The organism is Flavobacterium sp. W1B, assembly GCF_047344965.1.
Taxonomy (GTDB): domain Bacteria; phylum Bacteroidota; class Bacteroidia; order Flavobacteriales; family Flavobacteriaceae; genus Flavobacterium.
Genome location: NZ_CP178845.1, coordinates 1875625 through 1896904, shown reverse-complemented (window position 1 = coordinate 1896904; position 21280 = coordinate 1875625). Strand labels below are relative to the sequence as shown.

The following is a 21280-nucleotide window of genomic DNA, read 5'->3' as shown; positions in this document are numbered from 1 at the left end:
TCTAAAAACAAATATCGTATATTCAATATTGTAAAACCTAAATAAAAAAGTATGAAGGAAGTAATGTTAAAAAGGACAAGGAAGTTTGCCATTGATTCTTGGATACTTTGCAGTAAGTTACCCAAATCGAGGGAATATAATGCTTATGTCAATCAACTAATTAGATGTTCCAGTTCTGTTGGTGCGAATTATAGAGCCTCACAAAGAGCAAAATCAGCTGCGGACTTTATCAATAAATTAAAAATTGTTGAAGAAGAAGCCGATGAAAGTCAATATTTCCTTGAGTTACTATTTGACATTACAATCATTGAAAAAATAGATTTACAACAAGATATAGAAATCCTTAAAAAAGAAGCAAATGAAATTATCGCAATCATAGTTTCATCAATAAAAACAGCCAGAATAAATAATGCTAAATAAAAAATTGCATATCTTTTTTCAACCCTTGAAAATCGTATATCCAATATCTAAAATCGTATATTAAATGAACAGAATTCAACAAAAATTACAAGAAACAAAAAAGATACTTTCCATCTATTTTTCTGCCGGTTATCCCAACCTAAATGATACGGTTCAAATCATAGAGGATTTGGAAAAAAGCGGTATCGACATGATCGAAATCGGATTACCGTTCAGTGATCCTTTGGCCGATGGACCAACGATTCAAGCCAGCTCGACCCAAGCATTGCATAACGGAATGACAACGCAAGTTTTGTTTGACCAGCTAAAAGACATTCGCAAAACCGTTTCTATTCCACTAGTGATTATGGGTTATTTTAATCCTATGTTACAATATGGTATTGAAAATTTCTGCAAGAAATGTGCTGAAATAGGAATCGATGGTCTAATTATTCCTGATCTTCCTGTTGATGTTTATGCTGACGAATACAAAGCGACTTTTGAGAAATACGGATTAAAAAACATATTCCTAATCACGCCACAAACTTCAGTAGAACGAATCAACTTTATAGACAGCGTTTCTAACGGATTTATTTATATGGTGAGTTCGGCGAGTGTTACGGGTTCGCAATCCGGTTTTGGAAGCGCACAATCTGATTATTTCAAACATATCGCCGATATGAACCTGAAAAATCCGCAAATAATCGGCTTCGGAATCAGCAATGCCGAAACTTTCAATCAGGCAACACAATTTGCCAAAGGTGCCATCATAGGCAGTGCTTTCATCCAGCATTTAACCGAAAATGGAACATCTAAAATTGCAGATTTTGTAAAAGCAATCCGATAAATTATTTTTACAAAACCATTTTTATTATAAACCGCAAATTCGCAAATTATAGATTCCGTTTAGGACTTTTAATTTGCGAATTTGCGGTAATTTTTTAAATGATAATTGCTAAGAAACCGTTTCCTCTTCAACAGCGAATTCCATGTGGTCCTCTATTTCTGCTGTAACTTCTGGTTTAGAAGCTTTAAGTACATTGAATCGTTCTAATTTTTCTAATTCACCTTCTTCACCCGAAAAATAAGGAAAAACATCCATGATTGGTGATTCAGATATGGCAGGAATGGCATATTCTCCCATCGTATTTTTCATGATAGCAGTAGTGTTGTCAAAGGCTTCTTTAACGTCATTGGCTTGAACTAAAAAATACATATTCGTTTTGCGCTCTTTACCACTTTCTTCGTCATAAGCCAATAAAGAGATTTTTGATTTAAACCAACGATCCGAATTTTCGAAGGGATGTATCTCGGCATAATTAGCCACTTTTATATTGGTGATTTTAAACTCTTCACTAATATAGGCAGACATTTCTTCATTAATTCTGCTTTCGGCTTCTGTATAAGATAAGGCGTCTACCAAATAAGGTTCCGTCGTAATCTTTTGTCCGCCAGTCTCATCTGTTTTTCTATATTTTACTTTGCATTCATACCAAGTTGTGCTCATATTTATTTTTTTTAAGGATGCCAAAGATAGATTTTAGAGCAAAATAAACGTAGGATTCCTAAAATAGATATTCACAATTTTGGATAATCTTTATTTCTTATTTGAATCATTAATTCATCCTATATATATAACAATTCGACAATCCACATCCGAATCGTTAAATAAACTAATCTCTTTTCAGCCGTTTAATAAGTTAGTATATTTGGCAACTCGACCCTAATTTATAATCCAGATTACATAATGATGAAATTCAAAATAGATAAATTCGTTCTTTCAATAATTGTTGTGGTACTTTTAGCTTATCTTTTTCCTCAATTTGGAGGTAATTCAAGTCCATTACCACTCGATACTATTGGAAGCATAGGAATCTCTTTAATATTCTTTTTCTATGGACTCAAATTAAGTCCCGAAAAAACAAAGGCGGGATTAAAAAACTGGAAATTACATCTTTTGGTACAAGGCTGTACTTTTTTACTATTCCCTATTATTGTGCTCTGTTTTTATCCTTTGATGCAGACCGAGTACAATAAAAGTGTCTGGTTTGCTTTTTTGTTTTTGGCTTCCCTTCCATCTACCGTTTCCTCTTCGGTGGTGATGGTTTCAATTGCTAAGGGAAATGTTCCTGCTGCCATTTTTAACGCAAGTATTTCGGGTTTAATAGGAATAATTATCACACCTCTTTGGTTGGGATTATTTTTAAATGAAACAGCGGCTAATTATAATTTAGGCGATGTTTACGCAAAATTGCTTTTAGAAGTTTTGGCTCCTGTAGCTTTAGGTTTATTTTTACATCGTTATTGGGGAAAAATTGCTCAGCAATACAACCATTATCTTAGCCTGTTTGACAAATCAATTATCCTATTGATTATTTATAAAAGCTTTGCTAATTCCTTTGAAGAAAATGCATTTAGTAGCATAAACACACTCGATTTTATTATCATTTCTGTAGCGGTTTTTAGTTTGTTTTATTCGGTATACCTGCTTACTGGTTTTTTAAGTAATAAACTTGGGTTTAATACCGAAGACAAAATCACCGCTCAGTTTTGTGGCACCAAAAAATCGTTGGTACACGGAACCGTCTTTGCAAAAATATTATTCCCAAACACCAGCACAATGGGCATGATACTACTTCCAATTATGCTTTTTCATTCGTTACAAATTTTCATTGTTAGCTTTATTGCTACACGATTAGCCAATAGAAAAGAAGCCTCTTAATTATTTCGGAAAGCAAATTCACAAAAAAGAATAGGCATTCATAAAATTTAGTTTACTAGCATTCTCTATACTATTTAACCATGTTAAGGAGCAGAAAAAAACATGAACTTAGCGTAAATTAACAATCCGTTTCGCATTTAAATTTTATGATAAAAAGAACAAAGAAACAGATAGTTATTTGCTAAAAAAGGCAACTAAATACAACCCAATTAAACACAAACAACAGACATACAGAAAGATAAAAGACTAAAAAATCAATTGATTTTAGATTAAAAAAAACAATTTACTATGTTAAAATTATGTTAAAATAAAACTAAACAATCGTTTGATTTAAACAGTTGTTTAATTTTGTTTAACAAAAAATTCAATCTTTGAAAGCTAATTTTAACGATAAACAAATCAAAATACTGGAAGTGGCCGAAGTGCTATTTTCGGAAAAAGGTTTTGATGGCACCTCGATAAGAAATATATCCAAAGAGGCGAAAATAAACATCGCCATGATTTCTTATTATTTTGGATCCAAAGAACGACTATTGGAATCTTTGATTATCTATAGAACTTCGGACTTAAAACTACAATTGGATCATTTAATATTAGAAGATCTTGAACCTATTGAAAAAGTAAACAAACTAATTGAACTTTACATCAATCGTGTTAATTGCAATAAAGGAATTTACAAAATTATACATTTCGAATTTACTTCTAAAAAAAGAGAATTAAACCATCAGGCTTTTTTAGACCTCAAAAAAGGAAATCTTAAATCACTGGAAGCCATTATTGTGGAAGGCCAAACTAAAGGTATTTTCAGAAAAGACATTGTCATTCCGCTTATCGCTCCTACCATTCTGGGTACATTCTTTTATTTTCATATGAATAAGCCGTTTTTCGAAAACTTATTAAACTTGAAAACCGAAGATCTATATAACAATTACATCAAAACAAATCTTACAAAACACATTCAACAAACAATAAAAGCACTACTGGTATATGAAAGTTAGTCAAATAATGTTCTTAGGAATCTTCTTCATGGGAATTTCTTCCATTGAAGCACAAGAAAGAACGAGTTTTCCCTTAGAAGAAGCCATTCATTTGGCTTGGACCAAGAGCAACGAAGTCTCCTTGGCAAACACGAAAGTGAACACCAAGAAATACGAATTACAGTCGGTAAAGAACAATCAATATCCTGATTTGAAAATTTCCGGACAGTACCAACGATTGGCAAAAGCATCCGTAAATTTAAAAATTAACCAAAACAGTAGTACAACTAATACTGTTCCTACTGTTGATCAGTTAATGATTGGACAAGTTAATGCCAATCTGCCAGTTTTTGCAGGTTTTAAAATACAAAATAGTATTAAAGTTTACGATAATCTCTATCTGGCAGAAACAGCCAATTCTTTGCAAACAAAAGAAGATGTTGCCATGAAAGTGGTTAATTATTATACAAGTTTGTATAAGGCGCAAAAAACCGTACAACTCCTTAAAGAAAATCAAAAGAAAGCCCAACAGCGCGTAATTGATTTTATCGAATTGGAAAAAAACGGAATCATTCCTAGAAACGATTTACTCAAATCACAATTACAAGTTTCTAAAATACAATTGTCTCTAGACGAAGCCAACAACAACCTAAACATTGTCAATTTTTACCTGACAACCTTATTAAAATTGCCCTCTGAAACAAAATTACAAATTCGAGAAAGCGATTTTATTGACTTTAGAATGGATAATATTCCAACAAATGAGGAGCCTGCACTTCAAAATCGTAAAGATTTAGAAGCTATAAGATTTCAAGAAAAGGCTAGCCTTGCTAATGTAAAAATGGCTCGAAGTGCCTATTATCCTTCGATTTCTCTTATTGGTGGCTATACCGCATTGGATCTTAAAAATGTAATCACAGTTGAAAATGCAATGAACTTTGGCTTGGGTATTTCCTATGATTTGAGCTCTATTTTAAAGAACGGAACCATGGTAAGGCTGGCACAAAGTAAAGCATCCGAAGTTCAAAATTCGCAAGAAATGCTTACTGATTATATCAAAATACAAGTTCAAAAAGCGATAGAAGACTATGAACTAGCTCTCAAACAAAGTATTGTTTATGGTCAGGCAGTAGAACAATCTACTGAAAACTATAGAATTATAAAAGACAAATACGACAACGGTTTATCAGATACCAATGATTTATTAGAGGCCGATGTAGAGCAATTAAATTCTACAATCAATAAAGCTTTGGCCAAAGCCAATGTAATACAAAAATATTATGAGTTACTTTCAGTAACAGGACAATTATCTCAAACTTTCAATCTTTCAAAAATATAATCGATACTCACATGGAAAACAAACAAACAAATACAAAATTTATTATTATCCTAGTGGTCTTGGTAGTATTAGGAGGAACTTATGGAGTTTATAAATACATGCACTCTTTAGCTCACGAGCAAACTGATGATGCACAAATTGAGAAAAACATGAACCCAATTATTCCAAGAGTATCAGGTTATGTAAGCAAAGTATATATTAAAGATAACGATTATGTAAAAAAAGGAGATACCTTATTTACTATCGACAAAAAAGACTATCAATTAAAAATTGCCGAAGCAACTGCTGCTCTTGCTGCTGCCGAAGGAAACTTTGAAGTTTCAAAAGCAGATATCAGTAGCGCACTTGCCAGTGTTTCTGCCTCTGATGCCAATGTACAATCGGCCAGTGGAAATATCGAAACCGCTAAAATTAGACTAGGGCGCATAACTAGTGATTACGAACGATACAACAATTTGTATAAAAGTCATACTATCACTAAACAACAGTACGAACAAGCTTTGGCTGCTAAACAAGAAGCCGAAACTCAGGTTCGCATTTTGCAACAGCAACAAAAAGCAAGCGCTTATCAAAAATCAGTTATCGTAGCTAAATCGAAAGCTTCGGATAAACTAACTGAAGTGGCTGCTGCCAATATCAAAAGAGCACAAGCCTTACTAGATGCCGCAATATTAAATTTATCCTATACCGTTATCACCGCTGCAATTGACGGTCAGGTTTCAAAAATTGACATTCAACCAGGACAATTAGTACAACCAGGACAATCATTGTTTTACATCATCAATAACAAAGAAGCTTGGGTAATTGCTAATTTTAAAGAAACCCAACTAAACAAAATGGTCATGGGACAAAAAGTAACCATAAAAGTTGATGCTTATCCAGACTATGACTTTGAAGGTACTATTACTTCTTTTTCTCCTGCAACAGGATCTCGTTTTTCTATTTTACCTCCAGATAATGCAACTGGTAACTTCGTAAAAACGATTCAAAGGTTACCCGTAAAAATAAACTTAAATGCTTCAAATGACGCTGAAAAAATAAAATTATTGAGGCCAGGGATGAATGTTGATGTTGACGTACATGTAAAATAAAATGACAGGAACTGAAGACGATTTAGTAGAATATGGCTTTAGACGGGTTATTATTACAGTAACAGCAGTGCTTTGTGCGCTACTGGAAATCGTAGATACCACTATTGTCAATGTAGCTTTGACGAATATGAGGGGAAGCCTTGGTGCAACATTGAATGATGTTGCCTGGGTAATTACCGCCTATGCTATAGCCAACGTTATTGTTATTCCAATGACAAGTTGGCTTTCCCAACAATTTGGGAGGCGTAATTATTTTGTGGTTTCCATCATTATTTTTACAACAGCCTCTTTTTTGTGTGGTAACGCCACTAATATATGGGAACTTATTATTTTTCGATTTATTCAAGGACTTGGTGGAGGTGCATTATTAGTTACTGCCCAAACCATCATAACCGAAAGTTATCCCATTGCTAAACGAGGAATGGCCCAGGCTATTTACGGAATGGGTGTAATTGTAGGTCCTACTTTGGGGCCGCCATTAGGGGGTTATCTGGTTGATAATTTTTCTTGGCCTTATATTTTCTACATCAATATTCCGCTTGGGATTATCGCCGCTATTTTAGCCTTCTCTTTTGTAAGAAGTCCAAAATACGGTGAAAAACTAAAAGCAAAACAGGTCGATTGGTGGGGAATTGTTCTTTTGACTACTTTCATTGGTTCTTTACAATTCGTTTTAGAACACGGACAACAAGATGATTGGTTCAACAATAGCACCATCACCACATTGAGTGTTGTATCTCTTTTTGGTTTAATATTGTTTATATGGAGAGAAATGACCTATAAATATCCTATTGTAAACCTCAGCGTTTTGAAAGACGGAAACCTAAGAATTGGAACTATAATGTGTTTTATCCTTGGATTTGGACTTTACGGATCAACTTTAATTATCCCTATTTACACCCAATCCATTTTAGGCTGGACCGCTACAGATGCAGGACTATTGCTTATTCCGGGTTCTATTACCACGGCTTTTATGATGCCAATTATCGGTAAATTGATTCAAAAAGGAGTTCCCCAAGGTTATATGGTGGGTATTGGTTTTTTAATCTTCTTTTTCTTTACTCTTATGATGTACAATAATATGACACCAGATACTGGTACGGAACATTTATTTTGGCCATTAATTTTAAGAGGAGTAGGATTAGGATTGCTTTTTGTACCTATAACCACTTTATCCCTTTCAACATTAAAAGGAAAACATATTGGAGAAGGTGCCGCATTTACCGGAATGATGAGGCAATTAGGAGGTTCATTTGGTATTGCAATCATTACCACTTTTATCACCAGATTTAGTCAGAAACATCGAGTAGATTTAGTTGCTCATCTTGACGAAAGCAAACTCCAAGTACAAGAAAAGATAGCACTATTGCAAAAAGGATTTATGTCTAAAGGATTTAGTAGCAACGAAGCCTTGAAGAAAGCATATCAGGTTATTGATTATTCGGTACTGAAACAAAGCACTGTCTTATCTTATATGGATATTTTTCTTTATCTCGGCATTCTTTTTCTATGTTGTATACCTATTATATTTTTCATCAAAAAAGGAAAAAACAAAGTCAATCCAGCAGATGCAATGCATTAATTTGATTTTCAAAAAAAACGCCGAATTTATTACGAATTCGGCGTTTTTTTTATTTTAGACTTATACTACTATCTCGTAAAAACCAAATGATTCCCTTTTGATAAATTGGCATCAAATTGATAACCTCCATAGTTGAAGCCTTTCAAATCATCAATCGTTTCGGCATTCGTATCTATAATATAACGCACCATCATTCCTCTTGCCTTCTTGGCAAAGAAACTGATTATCTTAAGTTTTCCGTCCTTATAATCTTTAAAATCCGGAGTAATAACAGGAACTTTTAAAGCCTTGGTATCAACGGCAGAGAAATATTCATTACTCGCCAAATTGACAAACAACTCCCCTTCTTTCAGTTCTTTATTTAATGATTTGGTGATTGTTGATTTCCAAAAATCATACAAATTTTTATGGTTCCCTATTGGCAGTTTTGTCCCCATTTCTAATCGGTAAGCTTGTATCAAATCCAAAGGTTTTAATAGTCCATACAAACCCGATAAAATTCTTAAACGATCTTGCAAAGCCTCCATTTTATCATTTGGAATCGAATAAGCATCCAAACCCAGATAAACATCACCATCAAAAGTATAAATAGCGGGACGGGCATTTTCAGGGGCAAATGGAGTTTTCCATTGCTGATTGCGTTGCCAGTTCAAATCGGCTAATTTATCTGAAATATGCATCAATTCAGACAATTCCGGTGCCGTTTTTTGCTTTAGTACTTTCTGGACCTGTCTTGATTCTTTCAAAAATGAAGATTCAGTATATTGGGTTGTAGGTAATTCTTTTTCGAAGTTTAAGGATTTGGCAGGCGAGATAACAATTTTCATAAATAATCCTGTTTGAGGGTCTTTTTAGTAATGATTCAAAAGTACAAATTGAAAACAATAAATAGAGAGATGTAAATTGATTTATTCGATGACAACATCAATTATAAAAATCAATCCTATTTTATTTATGCTTTTTTCCGAATAAAAATCAAATATTAACAAAATTGCATCCTTCATTGCAGTAAAAATTAAGCTCCAAAAAACCGTTTTTCAGATATTAAATCCAGACTTTTTCAGTAATAATATCCTTTTACCTAAGTAATTTTCTATGTTTTTCGCTATTTTTGTGAATTCAACAAATTATCCTGTAAATATAAAAACCATATCACTAATTATTTTTAGACACAAATAATAGTTGTTGGGCAAATAAACAAATATGAAAAAAGCAATAAAAAAAAATTCCAAATCAGATTTATTTAAAGAATTTTTTGAAAACGAAAAATCCAGTGGAATTGTATTAATAGGCTGTACTTTAATCTCTTTATTTCTCGCAAATTCTATTTTTGGAGAGCAATACCAACATATATGGCATAGTTTATTTGCAGGACAAAGTATTGAATATTGGATTAATGACGGTTTAATGACTATTTTCTTTTTGCTGATTGGTCTAGAACTGGAAAGAGAAATTTATCAGGGTGAATTGTCTAATATAAAAGATGCAATGTTACCCATTTTTGCAGCTTTAGGAGGAATGCTTGTTCCCGCCGGCTTGTATTTATTACTAAATTATGGAACTGTGGCACATTCAGGTGCAGGAATTCCTATGGCAACCGATATTGCTTTTGCATTGGGAATACTATCTTTATTAGGCAACCGAGTACCGCTTTCGCTAAAAATATTTTTAACTGCTTTAGCCGTAATTGACGATTTAGGAGCCATTATGGTAATTGCCATTTTTTATACAAAAACAATATTCTGGGGCAATTTAGCTACTGCTTTAGGTGTTATGTTGTTCTTATTTATTCTTAACCGCATGAAAGTAAAAAGCTTAATCCCCTATCTAATTGGAGGAGTTATCATGTGGTACTTCATGCTTAACTCCGGAATTCATGCTACCGTAACAGGTGTTTTATTAGCTTTTGTTATTCCTTTTGGAAATGGAGACAAAAATTCAACTTCATACAAGCTTCAACATTTTTTACACAAACCTGTTGGTTTTTTCATACTTCCATTATTTGCTTTGGCCAATACAGCGATTGTTATCAGTTCAGATATAGGAGAAACTTTAGCGCAACATTATAGCCTAGGAATTGCTTTAGGATTAATTGTAGGTAAGCCATTAGGTATATTTTTATTTAGCCTTTTGGCCGTTTCAGCCGGATTCTGTAAACTACCTAAAGGCATGAGCTGGAAAACCGTTATTGGAGTAGGCTTTTTGGGAGGAATCGGATTTACTATGTCTATATTCATCACCCTACTTGCCTTTGATGATCAAACTATAATAAACAATGCTAAATTTGTAATTCTGCTTTCTTCACTAATTGCAGGAATGATTGGGTTTATTTTCTTGAAATTTAATCTGACTCAAAAAACGGATGAAAACATTAATAAATAAATTTTTCGCTTACATCAATCTAAATAAAGGAGAAGAGGATAAAAACAAAGTACTGGAAGCCGTAATATCCAATATTTCATTTAGAGGATCTAATCTGTGGATTTTGGCTTGTGCCATTGTCGTAGCCTCTATAGGTTTGAATGTAAATTCAGCTGCGGTCATTATCGGGGCAATGCTTATTTCGCCTTTGATGGGGCCAATTATTGGCGCCGGTTTTGGTTTAGGTATTTATGATTTTAATTTACTCAAAAGATCCCTAAAAAATCTTCTGGTTGCCACTGTGGTCAGCTTAGTAGTTTCTACGATCTATTTTTATATAAGTCCCTTCAAAGAGGCATTGCCCGAATTATTATCAAGAACATCACCTAATATTTATGATATCCTTATTGCTTTTGCCGGTGGCTTAGTGGGTGCAGTTGCAATAACCAGAGTCGAAAAAGGCAATCCAATACCCGGAGTGGCAATTGCAACGGCACTTATGCCGCCGCTTTGTACGGCAGGCTATGGTTTAGCGCTTGGTAACTTTAAATTCTTTTTTGGAGCCTTGTATTTATACTCCATAAACTGTGTTTTCATTTGTCTTTCCACTTTTTTAATTGTCAAATATTTAAAGTATCCTATCAAAAAACAACTGGATGAAAAACATCAAAAACAAGTAAAATACATCATCACATGTTTGACACTTATATTAATCATTCCCAGTATTTATTTTGCCTATCAATTATTTGAAGAAAAAAAATACCAATATCAGATTGATGCTTTTATGGAAACCGAGTTTAACAATAAGGGAATTGCCATTTTGTATAAAAAAACAAAACTGAATGAAACCCCTAAAAAACTTGAATTGGCTTTTCTTAGCAAAAGATTTAATGAGGATGAAATTAAAAAATTGAATGAGAAATTAAAATCCTACCACATCAATAACACAAAACTATTGGTTATACAGGATACGACTGATCTTAAAAGCGATATCCTCAATGAAATCAACAATAACAAAACCGCTTTAAGTCAACAGGATGTCACCATATTAAACCTGAAAAAAGAGATTTCGGTAAACAAATATGACAATGAAGCCTTATTGGCCGAAATGAAAATTTTATTTCCAGAAATTCAAAATATTTCTATTGCCAATCACACTTTTAATGAAAATACAGACAGCACTAAAACAGTTCCCATCTTACTTTATAAAAGCAAAAATGAATTAGATGCATCTTCAAAAAAGAAACTGGTACTTTGGCTGCAAGAACGTTTGAAGAAAAAACAGATTGAGATTTATAATCAAGAATAATATCCACTCTAAATAAAAAGTCACAATTCCGAAAATTCAGGAATGTGACTTTTTTGCTACGCAAAACTAACTTCATCGTATGTTATTGACTTTGAACGCTTAATTGCATTTTATAAGGTATTATTTTTTATATTTAAAACGAAAAGCCTTAAATTATAAAAAATGAGCAAACCTTTAAATTGGTATTTAAGGAGACATTCTTTGTTATATAAGATAAGATTCAGAATGGTTTCTAAAAAAGTTTCTGCCTCACGCATCGAAAATTTTTGCTATAATTCTATTAATTCCAAAAACGACATACCGGCAATTTATTTTGATCTAAATCCATCCATATTTCCCAAAATAAATTCAGATACAAACGATTTTAAAAAAGCCATTACAATAGCAAAATGGCTAAGAATCCAAGTCAAAGGCGGACCAGGTCTTGGAAAATCCTCAGGAAAGACTCTGCTTAAAATGATGAATGGTGAAGGAGGTGTTTGCAGCGATTTCTCTCAGGTTTACAACAATTTCTGTGTTATTAACGACATCAAAGTAAAAGAATGGGGATTGAGAATTATTTCAGAAGATCCCAGTATTTATGGCGGACATTCTTTTAATGAAATCTATTCCCATGAACTCCAAAAATGGATTATTATAGATGTTGCCAAATCAATCTATTTTTACCATACCGACTCAAAATTACCTCTTTCGGTTTTTGAACTCATCAATCTCAAAAAAGAAAACAAAGAAATCCTATTTTATAATTTTAATAAAAAAACAAAACCTGATATCAAAAGGATAACTAATTTATACCTGATTACTAATTCGTATCCGTTTTTAATTACCAATTATTGCAACAAAACCTATGATTTTTTCCTGAACAAAATGGCCGCTTTTCCCGAATCAATCGTTCACGGCATTGTATTTCTCGTTGGCAAAAGTTATTCCTTTGAATTCCCTACAAATAAAGACAACTCAAAAATTAATTAAAAACGTTTTCTATATCCAGAAAAAAATCCGCTCGAGAGCGGATTTTTCATTTCAAACTGATGTCTATTTTTAACTTATTTCGGATTCAAAATCTTTTCAATTCTTTGAATACAATCTTGGTAATGGTATTTTGTCTCTGCATTTACAGCTCCGTTTTTGGCTGCTGACAAGATCACTTTCAAACGGCTCAATTCTCCTCTGACTAATGCCCTAACATCCGATTGAGACACATTATAATAGTCCTTTGTTCGATCAGTCCTTAGTTCCTCATTCATCAAGAAACTCATTCTTTCGATATAAGCGCGTTGCAAATTTCTTCTGTAAATACTAACATTCGATGCCGAATTAGCTTCTTTCCAGATTCCTTTTCGCATATCTTGGAGTAAATCCAAAGCATTGTAATTGTTAGTTCCCGTTATTTCGGCATCCATTAATCTTCCAATACGTTCAAAACTCAACACATTATTCAAATGTCTTGCCTGCAAATTTCTGAAACGTTCCGCATATCCTGAATAATCGATATTTTTTAAAGTCCCAACGTTAACCAACCAGCCTGGCAAATCAAAAGCATTGTTTTGCAGCCACTGCATAGCCTCTTGTTGTTTTGCTTTTGGCACAACATCATAAATACTGCCTTTTTGGTTTGGCTTTTTGGTGTTTTCATACAAGCCACCTACATTCGTCACCACATGACCAACATACCTACTCCAAACATCCAACATTTCCTTATACAGTTCATCCAAATCCGCATAATTGTTGGTCACCTCGCTAGTCCATTCGGATAAATGTGCCGCCACATATTGCAAATTTTTCAATCCATAAGTACTTGCCTTCATCGAATTATTACCAATATCTTCGGTTTGTGAAGTAGGATCAAAAGTACTACTCTGTTTTCCAAATTTGTACATAGGATCTCCTGCTTTTTCCAATATCCATTTATCTAATGTAGGAACTTCAGATTCAGCTGAAGTTGAGTTTGGAATCACACGATATCCCCAATTTAAGGCGTAATGATCGTAAGGTCCCATTTGGCGGATGAAGCGAACGCCTTTGTCTCCAGGTTGGGCGATGTAATTAAAACGGGCATAATCCATCAAACTGGCTGCAATTCCGTATTTCTGTGTAAATGCTGCATTTCTGTAACTTTCGGTGTCATAAGCGCAACTCGCTCCCATATTATGCGGAAAACCGAGTGCATGTCCTACTTCATGAGCAATCACAAAACGCATCATCTCTCCCATCTCTTCATCGCTGGTATTTAAAGTTCGAGCCGAAGGATTTGCTGCTCCAGTCTCCAATAAATACCTATTTCTGTAAGAACGCAAATGGTTGTGGTACCAAATGACATCACTCTCGATAATCTCCCCCGTTCTAGGATCGGTAACGCTAGGGCCAACGGCATTTCGGGTTGTGCTTGCCACATAACGAATTACCGAATAGCGAATATCTTCCGGGCTAAAATCAGGATCTTCCTCCTTAGTGGGTGCGTCTTTAGCGATAATCGCATTTTTAAATCCGGCTGTTTCAAACGGTTTTATCCATTCCTCGATTCCCTGCTTGATGTATTTACGCAATTTTTCGGGTGTAGCCGGATCCAGATAGTAAACGATTGGCTTTATCGGCTCGACCAATTCTCCTCTGGCATAAGCCTCTGGATCTTTTGGTTCCAGCCTCCAACGACGAATAAAAGTCTTACTGTCCGATTTCAGCTCGTTGCTTCCGTAGTCAATTTGGTTCATCGTAAACCAGCCTACTCTTGGGTCGGCTAATCTAGGTTTCATAGGCATCTCCGGCAACAAAATCATCGATTGGTTCATCTGGATGCTTATCGTTTCGGCATCTTTCATCATCGGCGGATTGGATGCGTTATAGGTAAAATCCTGAATGACTTCAATATTCATCGGAAAACTCTTCATTGCTGTGATGAAACTGCGGGAATCATCCATTCCTTTTACCTTGTAAGTGTCCCTCATAGAAGCAGACAAACCACTTATCGCCTTAACATCGCTGTTATAAAATTTGGTAACATCAATAACCGTGTTAGCGGAATCGTTGCTAAAAGCAACGATATCAAAAGCAAATAAAACAGGCTCATAATTATTGTTCTTCACCGAAATGCTGATAGGCAAACTAGGATCAGCCACAGAAGAATACGATTTTACTTTAATAAGGATCTTATCCTGAAAACGGCTCCAAACCACCAATTGTTCATTGGTTTCGGATCCGGCATTGACATATCCTCCGCCTAAATCAGAAGGTAGCTTAGACAAACGACTTACCAAAAGCATGTCTTTATCCAAGAGTTTATTGGGAATTTCGAAATAGTATTTCTTGTCGACTTTGTGAACAGTAAACAATCCATCATCCGAGATGGCGTCTTTTGTGATTACTTTGCCGTATTCCTTGATCGCCGATTCTGGTTTCTTTTCCGGGGCGGCTACGGCAGTGTCCGTTTTTTTGTCCTTATCTTTTTTCGATTGGGCAAACTGGATCGTGGGCACCAACAGCAGCGAACTAACAGCGGTCAAAATAAAAAACTTCTTCATTTATTGTTTTTTAATGGTTATCTACAATCAAAAATAATTTTTAACGCATCAAAATTGATCAGCCTTAATATAATTAACAAATAATTAACAAATAAAAAATCATTGTTTTAAAAAAAGAAAAAACGACTCACTTCATTCGAAATCCTTAATTTTGGTTTTTTGCCATTAAAAAAATACAACCCTAAAATAGAACTCCTTTATGGAATACCAACCCAATTCAAACCGTTACAATCAAATGCAGTACCGCCGTTGCGGCAACAGTGGCATCCTGCTTCCCGAAATTTCATTAGGGCTATGGCACAATTTTGGTCAGCTGGATGAATTGGAGAACAGTCGTGCAATACTACAAACGGCTTTTGACAGCGGAATTACCCATTTTGATCTTGCTAATAATTACGGACCGCCTCCGGGTAGTGCCGAAAAAGTTTTTGGAAAAATACTCCAAGAAGATTTTGAAAGCTATCGCGATGAAATGATCATTAGCACAAAAGCGGGCTACACCATGTGGGATGGACCTTATGGCGATTGGGGCAGCAAGAAATACTTGGTCGCTAGCTTAGATCAAAGCCTTAAAAGAATGGAACTGGATTATGTGGACATTTTTTACCATCATCGTCCCGACCCAAATACGCCTTTGGAAGAAACCATGGGAGCCTTAGATCTTATCGTAAAACAAGGAAAAGCACTCTATGTGGGCTTGTCCAATTATCCAGCTACCGAAGCCGCCAAAGCCATCGATATCCTAAAGCAACTGGGAACTCCCTGCCTGATTCATCAACCCAAATATTCTATGTTCGTGCGCTGGGTCGAAGAAGAACTGCTCGATGTGCTTGAAAAAGAAAAAATAGGATGCATTCCTTTTTCTCCTTTAGCACAGGGACTTTTAACTAATAAATACCTTGACGGAATCCCCGCCGATTCTAGAGCAGCCAAAGCCCATGGTTTTTTACAACAAGCTGAAGTTACCGATAGTCGCCTACAACAAATAAAAGAACTGAATGAAATAGCGGAACAACGCAATCAATCCTTGGCGCAAATGGCACTAGCTTGGTTGCTGAAAGATCCACGCGTGAGCTCGGTACTTGTGGGCGCCAGTAAACCGGAACAATTAAAGGATTCTCTTTTGTGCTTAAACAATATCGTTTTTAGCGAAAACGAACTAAGCCGAATTGAAAAGATCTTGCAATAAAAAAATGGTAACAAATGAGTATCAAAATAGACAAACAAAAAAGCGTCCACAAAGAAAGAATAATATTTAAACCAAATTGGGATTATTTTTTAGAAAAAACAATCGAAATTGGCATCTATTCGACTTGGACCATTGCGTCTATTTTACTTATACTTAACCCAAAAAATGCAATAAGCCTATACGCAACAATAATAGTAATTATTTTAAATATCCTACTTTTAATTTCTTGGTATTATATTTATAAACTTCTTAAAATTGAAATTCCAAATCCTGAAAAGAACAGGAGTTTATTTGTTGGAATTCTAAAAAAAAGATTCCCTGAATTACATATCAACGATAATGGTTTATATATGTTGAGAAGTAAAAAAAGTAATGGTTCATTTAGTTGGGGAAAACTATTAACAGTCATCTTTGATGAAAATCAAATATTCATAAACTTGACCACTTTGGGTAGAAACGAAACTAAATCACCTTTCCATTCAATAGCAAATTATATAAAATTGAAAAGTATTGAAAAAGAATTTAATAATAAGATAAACGGAAATTAAAAGCTAAAGATCAAATATATTAACTCACAAATAGCACCAAAAATATTTTGTTAGTTACAATTTAAAACATTAAACGTTTTGTATAATTGCGCCTCATTTTTTTATAACAATAAAACTCCATTTTCTTTGATTTATCAACGAATAATCAATCAATAGAAGCCATTACTTCAATTGCGATTATTATTTTTACCAAGAACTAAAAACATCAATAAATAAAACTAAAAAATGAAAAAAAAATTTAGGAAAATAAAACCCATTGCCGGTGTTTTATTTGCTGTTGCCTCGACCGTTTCAATCAGCAATCTTCAGGCGCAACAACCCAACGATAATCCCACAGTTAAAACGATATCACAGTCAAATTTAAAAATTACTGGCGCAACTAAAATTAATTCTAGCACGATTGCCGTTACTTTTTCCAACAACCAAAAAATGCTTTTCGATTTTTATGGCGAAAATATTTTTAGATTGTACCAAGATAATTCCGGAAAACCAATGCGTGCTCCGGAAGCTAAACCGCAAGCTCAGATATTAGTTGATAATCCCAGAAAACCAATTTCCTCTTTAAACATAAACGACCAACAAAAAGAGTTGGCAATAATTACCGGAGAAATCACTATTCTTTTTGACAAGAACACTTCTTTGTTCAAAATCATCAACTCGAAAACGAAAGCTGTAATCGTAGAAGAAACGGCACTTCCTGTTTTTGAAGAAAAACAAGTTATTTTAACTTTAAAAGAAAATCCAACAGAATATTTCTACGGAGGTGGAGTTCAAAACGGTCGTTTTTCGCATAAAGGAAAAACGATTTCCATTGAAAACCAAAACAGTTGGACCGATGGTGGTGTGGCTTCACCAACTCCATTTTATTGGTCTTCGAACGGATATGGAATGATGTGGCATACTTTCAAAAAAGGAAAATATGATTTTGGAGCCAAAACAAAAGGAAGTGTACAACTTTCGCATGACACCGATTATCTGGATGTCTTTTTCATGATCAATGAGCCGCTAACGGGATTATTGAACAATTTTTATCAACTGACAGGAAATCCGGTATTATTACCAAAATTTGGTTTTTACGAAGGTCATTTGAATGCCTACAATCGTGATTATTGGAAGGAATCTCCAAAAGGAATATTATTTGAAGACGGTAAAACTTATGTTGAGAGCCAAAAAGACGCTTCAGGAATCAAAGAATCATTGAACGGCGAAAAAGACAATTATCAATTTTCGGCACGTGGCGTTATCGATCGTTACAAAAATCACGATATGCCTTTGGGTTGGATTTTACCAAATGACGGATACGGTGCGGGTTACGGTCAAACCGAAACCTTAGATGACAACATCCAGAATTTGAAAAATTTAGGTGACTATGCCCGAAAAAATGGGGTTGAAATTGGTCTTTGGACACAATCAGATCTTCATCCAAAAGAAGGGATTAGCGCGCTATTGCAAAGAGACATCATTAAAGAAGTAAAAGATGCGGGTGTTCGTGTCTTGAAAACCGATGTGGCTTGGGTTGGAGAAGGTTATTCTTTTGGATTAAACGGTGTTGCCGATGTAGGAACTATCATGCCTAAATATGGTAATGATGCGCGTCCATTTATCATTTCGCTTGACGGTTGGGCAGGAACGCAACGTTATGCGGGTATTTGGTCAGGAGATCAAACCGGCGGTGTTTGGGAATACATTCGTTTTCACATCCCTACTTATTTAGGTTCGGGATTATCAGGCCAACCTAATATTTCTTCGGATGTGGATGGAATTTTTGGCGGTAAAAACCCAATTGTGAACACTAGGGATTTTCAATGGAAAACATTCACTCCTATGCAATTGAATATGGACGGATGGGGTTCTAACCCAAAATATCCTCATGTATTAGGTGAGCCTGTAACTTCCATCAACAGACATTATCTGAAATTAAAATCGGAGCTTATGCCATACACCTACAGTATTGCCAAAGAAGCCGTAACTGGTTTACCCATGATAAGGGCTATGTTTTTGGAATCTCAAAATGCATATACCCAAGGCAAAGCAACCCAATATCAATTTTTGTATGGACCTAATTTCTTAGTAGCTCCAATATATCAGGCAACAAAATCCGATGATAAAGGAAATGACATCCGCAACGGAATCTATTTACCAGAAGGAACTTGGGTAGATTATTTTAGTGGAGAAAAATACGAAGGAAATCGCATCATCAATGAGTTTGATAGTCCGGTTTGGAAATTGCCAGTTTTTGTAAAAAGCGGTGCCATTATTCCGATGACAAATCCAAATAATAATGTTGCTGAAATCAATAAAAATTTACGCATTTACGAAATCTATCCTGAAGGAAAATCTTCATTTACCGAGTATGATGACGATGGAATTTCGGAAGCTTATAAATCAGGCAAAGGGGCTTTTACTTTAATCGAATCTGACGTAAATAAGGATAATGTTGCCATCACAATACAAGCTACTAAAGGAGATTTTAATGGTTTTGTAAAAGATAAAGCAACCGAATTTAAAATCAATGTAACCCAAGAGCCTAAAAAAATAACGGCTAAAATTGGTACACAAAAAATCAAACTGACTAAGGCAAATTCGTTAGCTGATTTTCAAAACAAGGAAAATGTGTATTTCTACGATGCAAGTCCAAATTTGAACCAATTTGCGACAAAAGGAAGTGAATTCGAAAACGTAAAAATCACCAAAAACCCTCAGGTTTTAGTGAAATTGGCCGCTACAAATGTTACCGAAAACACCGTAAGCTTAGGCATCAAAGGATTCCGTTTTACGCCTGTTGATAGTTATAGACAAACTACTGGAACTTTAAGTGCTCCACAAAACGCACAGGTAAGCGAAGCAAATACCGAAGCTTATACCTTAAACCCTACTTGGGAAAAAGTAACTAATGCCGATTTCTATGAAGTGGAATTCAATGGTATGCTTTACACAACCATCAAGGGAACAGAATTATTGTTTGACGGATTAAATGCCGAAACAGATTATAGCTTTAAAGTTCGTGCGGTGAACAAAAGCGGAAATTCTGCCTGGACGACTTTTAACGCAAAAACTAAAAACAATCCTTTGGAATTTGCAGTAAAAGGAATCACCGCTACATTAAATGTGGCAGATCAGGAAGGTGACGAAATTTCAAAACTATTTGATTATGATGAAGCGAATTCATGGCACACAAAATGGGGCACAAACGCTATTCCTTTTGAAATGATTATCGACCTAAACACTATAAATCAATTGGATCGTTTTGACTATTTACCAAGAACTAGTGGCGGAAACGGTAATTTACTAAAAGGAAAAGTATCTTACAGTCATGACAAACAAGATTGGACCGAGGCAGGTGCATTTGAATGGAAAAATAATGGAGAGGTAAAATCCTTTAAATTTAGCAAACAGCCAACGGTACGTTTTATAAAAATTGCAGTTAGTGAAGCAGTTGGTAATTTTGGTTCTGGACGTGAATTGTACGTTTTCAAAGTTCCGGGAACAGAAAGTTACCGTCCGGGCGACATCAACAATGACCGTTTGATTGACAGAAACGACCTTACCTCTTACATCAACTATATGGGATTACGCAAAGGTGATGCCGATTTTGAGGGTTATGTAAGCAATGGAGATGTGAACAAAAACAACCTGATCGACGCTTATGATGTTTCGGTGGTAGCCACTAAAATAGATGGTGGAATCAGCGATGCTACAATTGCGAAACTTGACGGTAAAATTGCCTTGACAACGGCGAAACAAAGCTATAATAAAGACGAAATTATCGAAGTGAAAGTTTCTGGTAAAAACCTGAAATCAGTAAACGCCTTGAGTTTTGCACTTCCATATAGCACGAAAGACTATGAATTTGTAGGAATTCAATCTTTGAACACCAAAAAAATGGAGAACCTAACCAATGACCGCTTACACTCTAACGGCGAAAAAGTATTGTATCCTACTTTTGTAAACCTAGGAAAACAAGAAGTGCTAGAAGGCAGTTCGGATTTGTTTTTCATCAAGTTGAAAGCCAAACAAAAAGTGAACTTCAATTTGAAACCAATGCAAATGATGTTGGTGGATAAAAATTTAAATACACTAAAACTGTAACACTAATTTTTGCTTTTTAAAGCAAACTATTAATTCTAAAAGCCCTTTCCCATTCGTGGAAAGGGCTTTTTCTTTATTAAATACTTAAGAAATGTTTTGTGGGAATAATTTTATTACATTTGAAACCTCAATTTAACGACAAACAACTATATCATT

At 34.8% G+C, this 21280-nt stretch carries 16 protein-coding genes; 13 read left to right on the top strand and 3 right to left on the bottom strand.

Going from position 1 to position 21280, the window contains the following annotated elements; all coding sequences use genetic code 11:
- Positions 1-51: 51 nt before the first annotated feature.
- Entirely contained in the window at positions 52-420 is a 369-nt protein-coding gene (locus ACMDB5_RS08255; protein ID WP_413997784.1) for a four helix bundle protein, read from the top strand.
- Between the two features lie 64 nt (positions 421-484).
- Positions 485-1246, top strand: a complete 762-nt coding sequence (gene trpA / locus ACMDB5_RS08250; RefSeq protein ID WP_413997783.1) for a tryptophan synthase subunit alpha — start codon at positions 485-487, stop codon at positions 1244-1246.
- 108 nt (positions 1247-1354) lie between these two features.
- Here the strand turns inward: trpA and ACMDB5_RS08245 are convergent, their stop codons facing one another.
- The gene (locus ACMDB5_RS08245; protein ID WP_413997782.1) at positions 1355-1906 is read right to left on the bottom strand and encodes a DUF4494 domain-containing protein; all 552 of its coding nucleotides are present in this window, start codon (positions 1904-1906) and stop codon (positions 1355-1357) included.
- 240 nt (positions 1907-2146) lie between these two features.
- Here ACMDB5_RS08245 and ACMDB5_RS08240 point away from each other — a divergent pair, with 240 nt between their 5' ends.
- The 5 genes from ACMDB5_RS08240 to ACMDB5_RS08220 all read left to right on the top strand — a co-directional run bounded on the left by ACMDB5_RS08240 (position 2147) and on the right by ACMDB5_RS08220 (position 8110).
- Positions 2147-3121, top strand: coding sequence for a bile acid:sodium symporter family protein (locus tag ACMDB5_RS08240; RefSeq protein WP_413997781.1), 975 nt, complete (start codon positions 2147-2149; stop codon positions 3119-3121).
- Between the two features lie 371 nt (positions 3122-3492).
- Positions 3493-4119 carry a TetR/AcrR family transcriptional regulator gene (locus ACMDB5_RS08235; RefSeq protein WP_413997780.1) on the top strand — a complete coding sequence of 209 codons (627 nt, stop codon included), beginning with the start codon at positions 3493-3495 and terminating at the stop codon, positions 4117-4119.
- A complete protein-coding gene (locus tag ACMDB5_RS08230; protein ID WP_413997779.1) occupies positions 4109-5437 on the top strand; it encodes a TolC family protein in 1329 nt (442 codons plus the stop codon). Before ACMDB5_RS08235 ends, ACMDB5_RS08230 begins: the two co-directional genes overlap by 11 nt.
- An 11-nt stretch (positions 5438-5448) precedes the next feature.
- Entirely contained in the window at positions 5449-6528 is a 1080-nt protein-coding gene (locus ACMDB5_RS08225; protein WP_413997778.1) for an HlyD family secretion protein, read from the top strand.
- Between the two features lies 1 nt (position 6529).
- A complete protein-coding gene (locus ACMDB5_RS08220) occupies positions 6530-8110 on the top strand; it encodes an MDR family MFS transporter (protein ID WP_413997777.1) in 1581 nt (526 codons plus the stop codon).
- 68 nt (positions 8111-8178) lie between these two features.
- Here the strand turns inward: ACMDB5_RS08220 and yaaA are convergent, their stop codons facing one another.
- Positions 8179-8937: a peroxide stress protein YaaA gene (gene yaaA, locus ACMDB5_RS08215; protein ID WP_413997776.1), complete on the bottom strand. Its 759-nt coding sequence runs from the start codon at positions 8935-8937 to the stop codon at positions 8179-8181.
- A 376-nt stretch (positions 8938-9313) separates the two neighbouring features.
- Here yaaA and nhaA point away from each other — a divergent pair, with 376 nt between their 5' ends.
- The 3 genes from nhaA to ACMDB5_RS08200 all read left to right on the top strand — a co-directional run bounded on the left by nhaA (position 9314) and on the right by ACMDB5_RS08200 (position 12752).
- Complete coding sequence (gene nhaA / locus ACMDB5_RS08210) at positions 9314-10492, top strand: Na+/H+ antiporter NhaA (RefSeq protein WP_413997775.1); 1179 nt, start codon at positions 9314-9316, stop codon at positions 10490-10492.
- On the top strand, positions 10473-11780 hold the full coding sequence (locus tag ACMDB5_RS08205; RefSeq protein WP_413997774.1) for a TIGR00341 family protein: 1308 nt from the start codon (positions 10473-10475) through the stop codon (positions 11778-11780). The genes nhaA and ACMDB5_RS08205 overlap by 20 nt, the downstream gene beginning before the upstream one ends.
- Before the next feature lie 162 nt (positions 11781-11942).
- On the top strand, positions 11943-12752 hold the full coding sequence (locus ACMDB5_RS08200) for a hypothetical protein (protein WP_413997773.1): 810 nt from the start codon (positions 11943-11945) through the stop codon (positions 12750-12752).
- A gap of 74 nt (positions 12753-12826) precedes the next feature.
- Here ACMDB5_RS08200 and ACMDB5_RS08195 read toward each other — a convergent pair whose 3' ends face one another.
- Positions 12827-15298, bottom strand: coding sequence for a zinc-dependent metalloprotease (locus tag ACMDB5_RS08195; RefSeq protein WP_413997772.1), 2472 nt, complete (start codon positions 15296-15298; stop codon positions 12827-12829).
- Between the two features lie 199 nt (positions 15299-15497).
- Here ACMDB5_RS08195 and mgrA point away from each other — a divergent pair, with 199 nt between their 5' ends.
- The 3 genes from mgrA (at position 15498) to ACMDB5_RS08180 (ending at position 21124) form a co-directional block, all read left to right on the top strand.
- Entirely contained in the window at positions 15498-16487 is a 990-nt protein-coding gene (mgrA, locus tag ACMDB5_RS08190) for an L-glyceraldehyde 3-phosphate reductase (RefSeq protein WP_413997771.1), read from the top strand.
- Between the two features lie 14 nt (positions 16488-16501).
- Positions 16502-17035, top strand: a complete 534-nt coding sequence (locus tag ACMDB5_RS08185) for a hypothetical protein (protein WP_413997770.1) — start codon at positions 16502-16504, stop codon at positions 17033-17035.
- Positions 17036-17260: 225 nt separating this feature from the next.
- Complete coding sequence (locus ACMDB5_RS08180; RefSeq protein ID WP_413997769.1) at positions 17261-21124, top strand: TIM-barrel domain-containing protein; 3864 nt, start codon at positions 17261-17263, stop codon at positions 21122-21124.
- Positions 21125-21280: the final 156 nt, after the last annotated feature.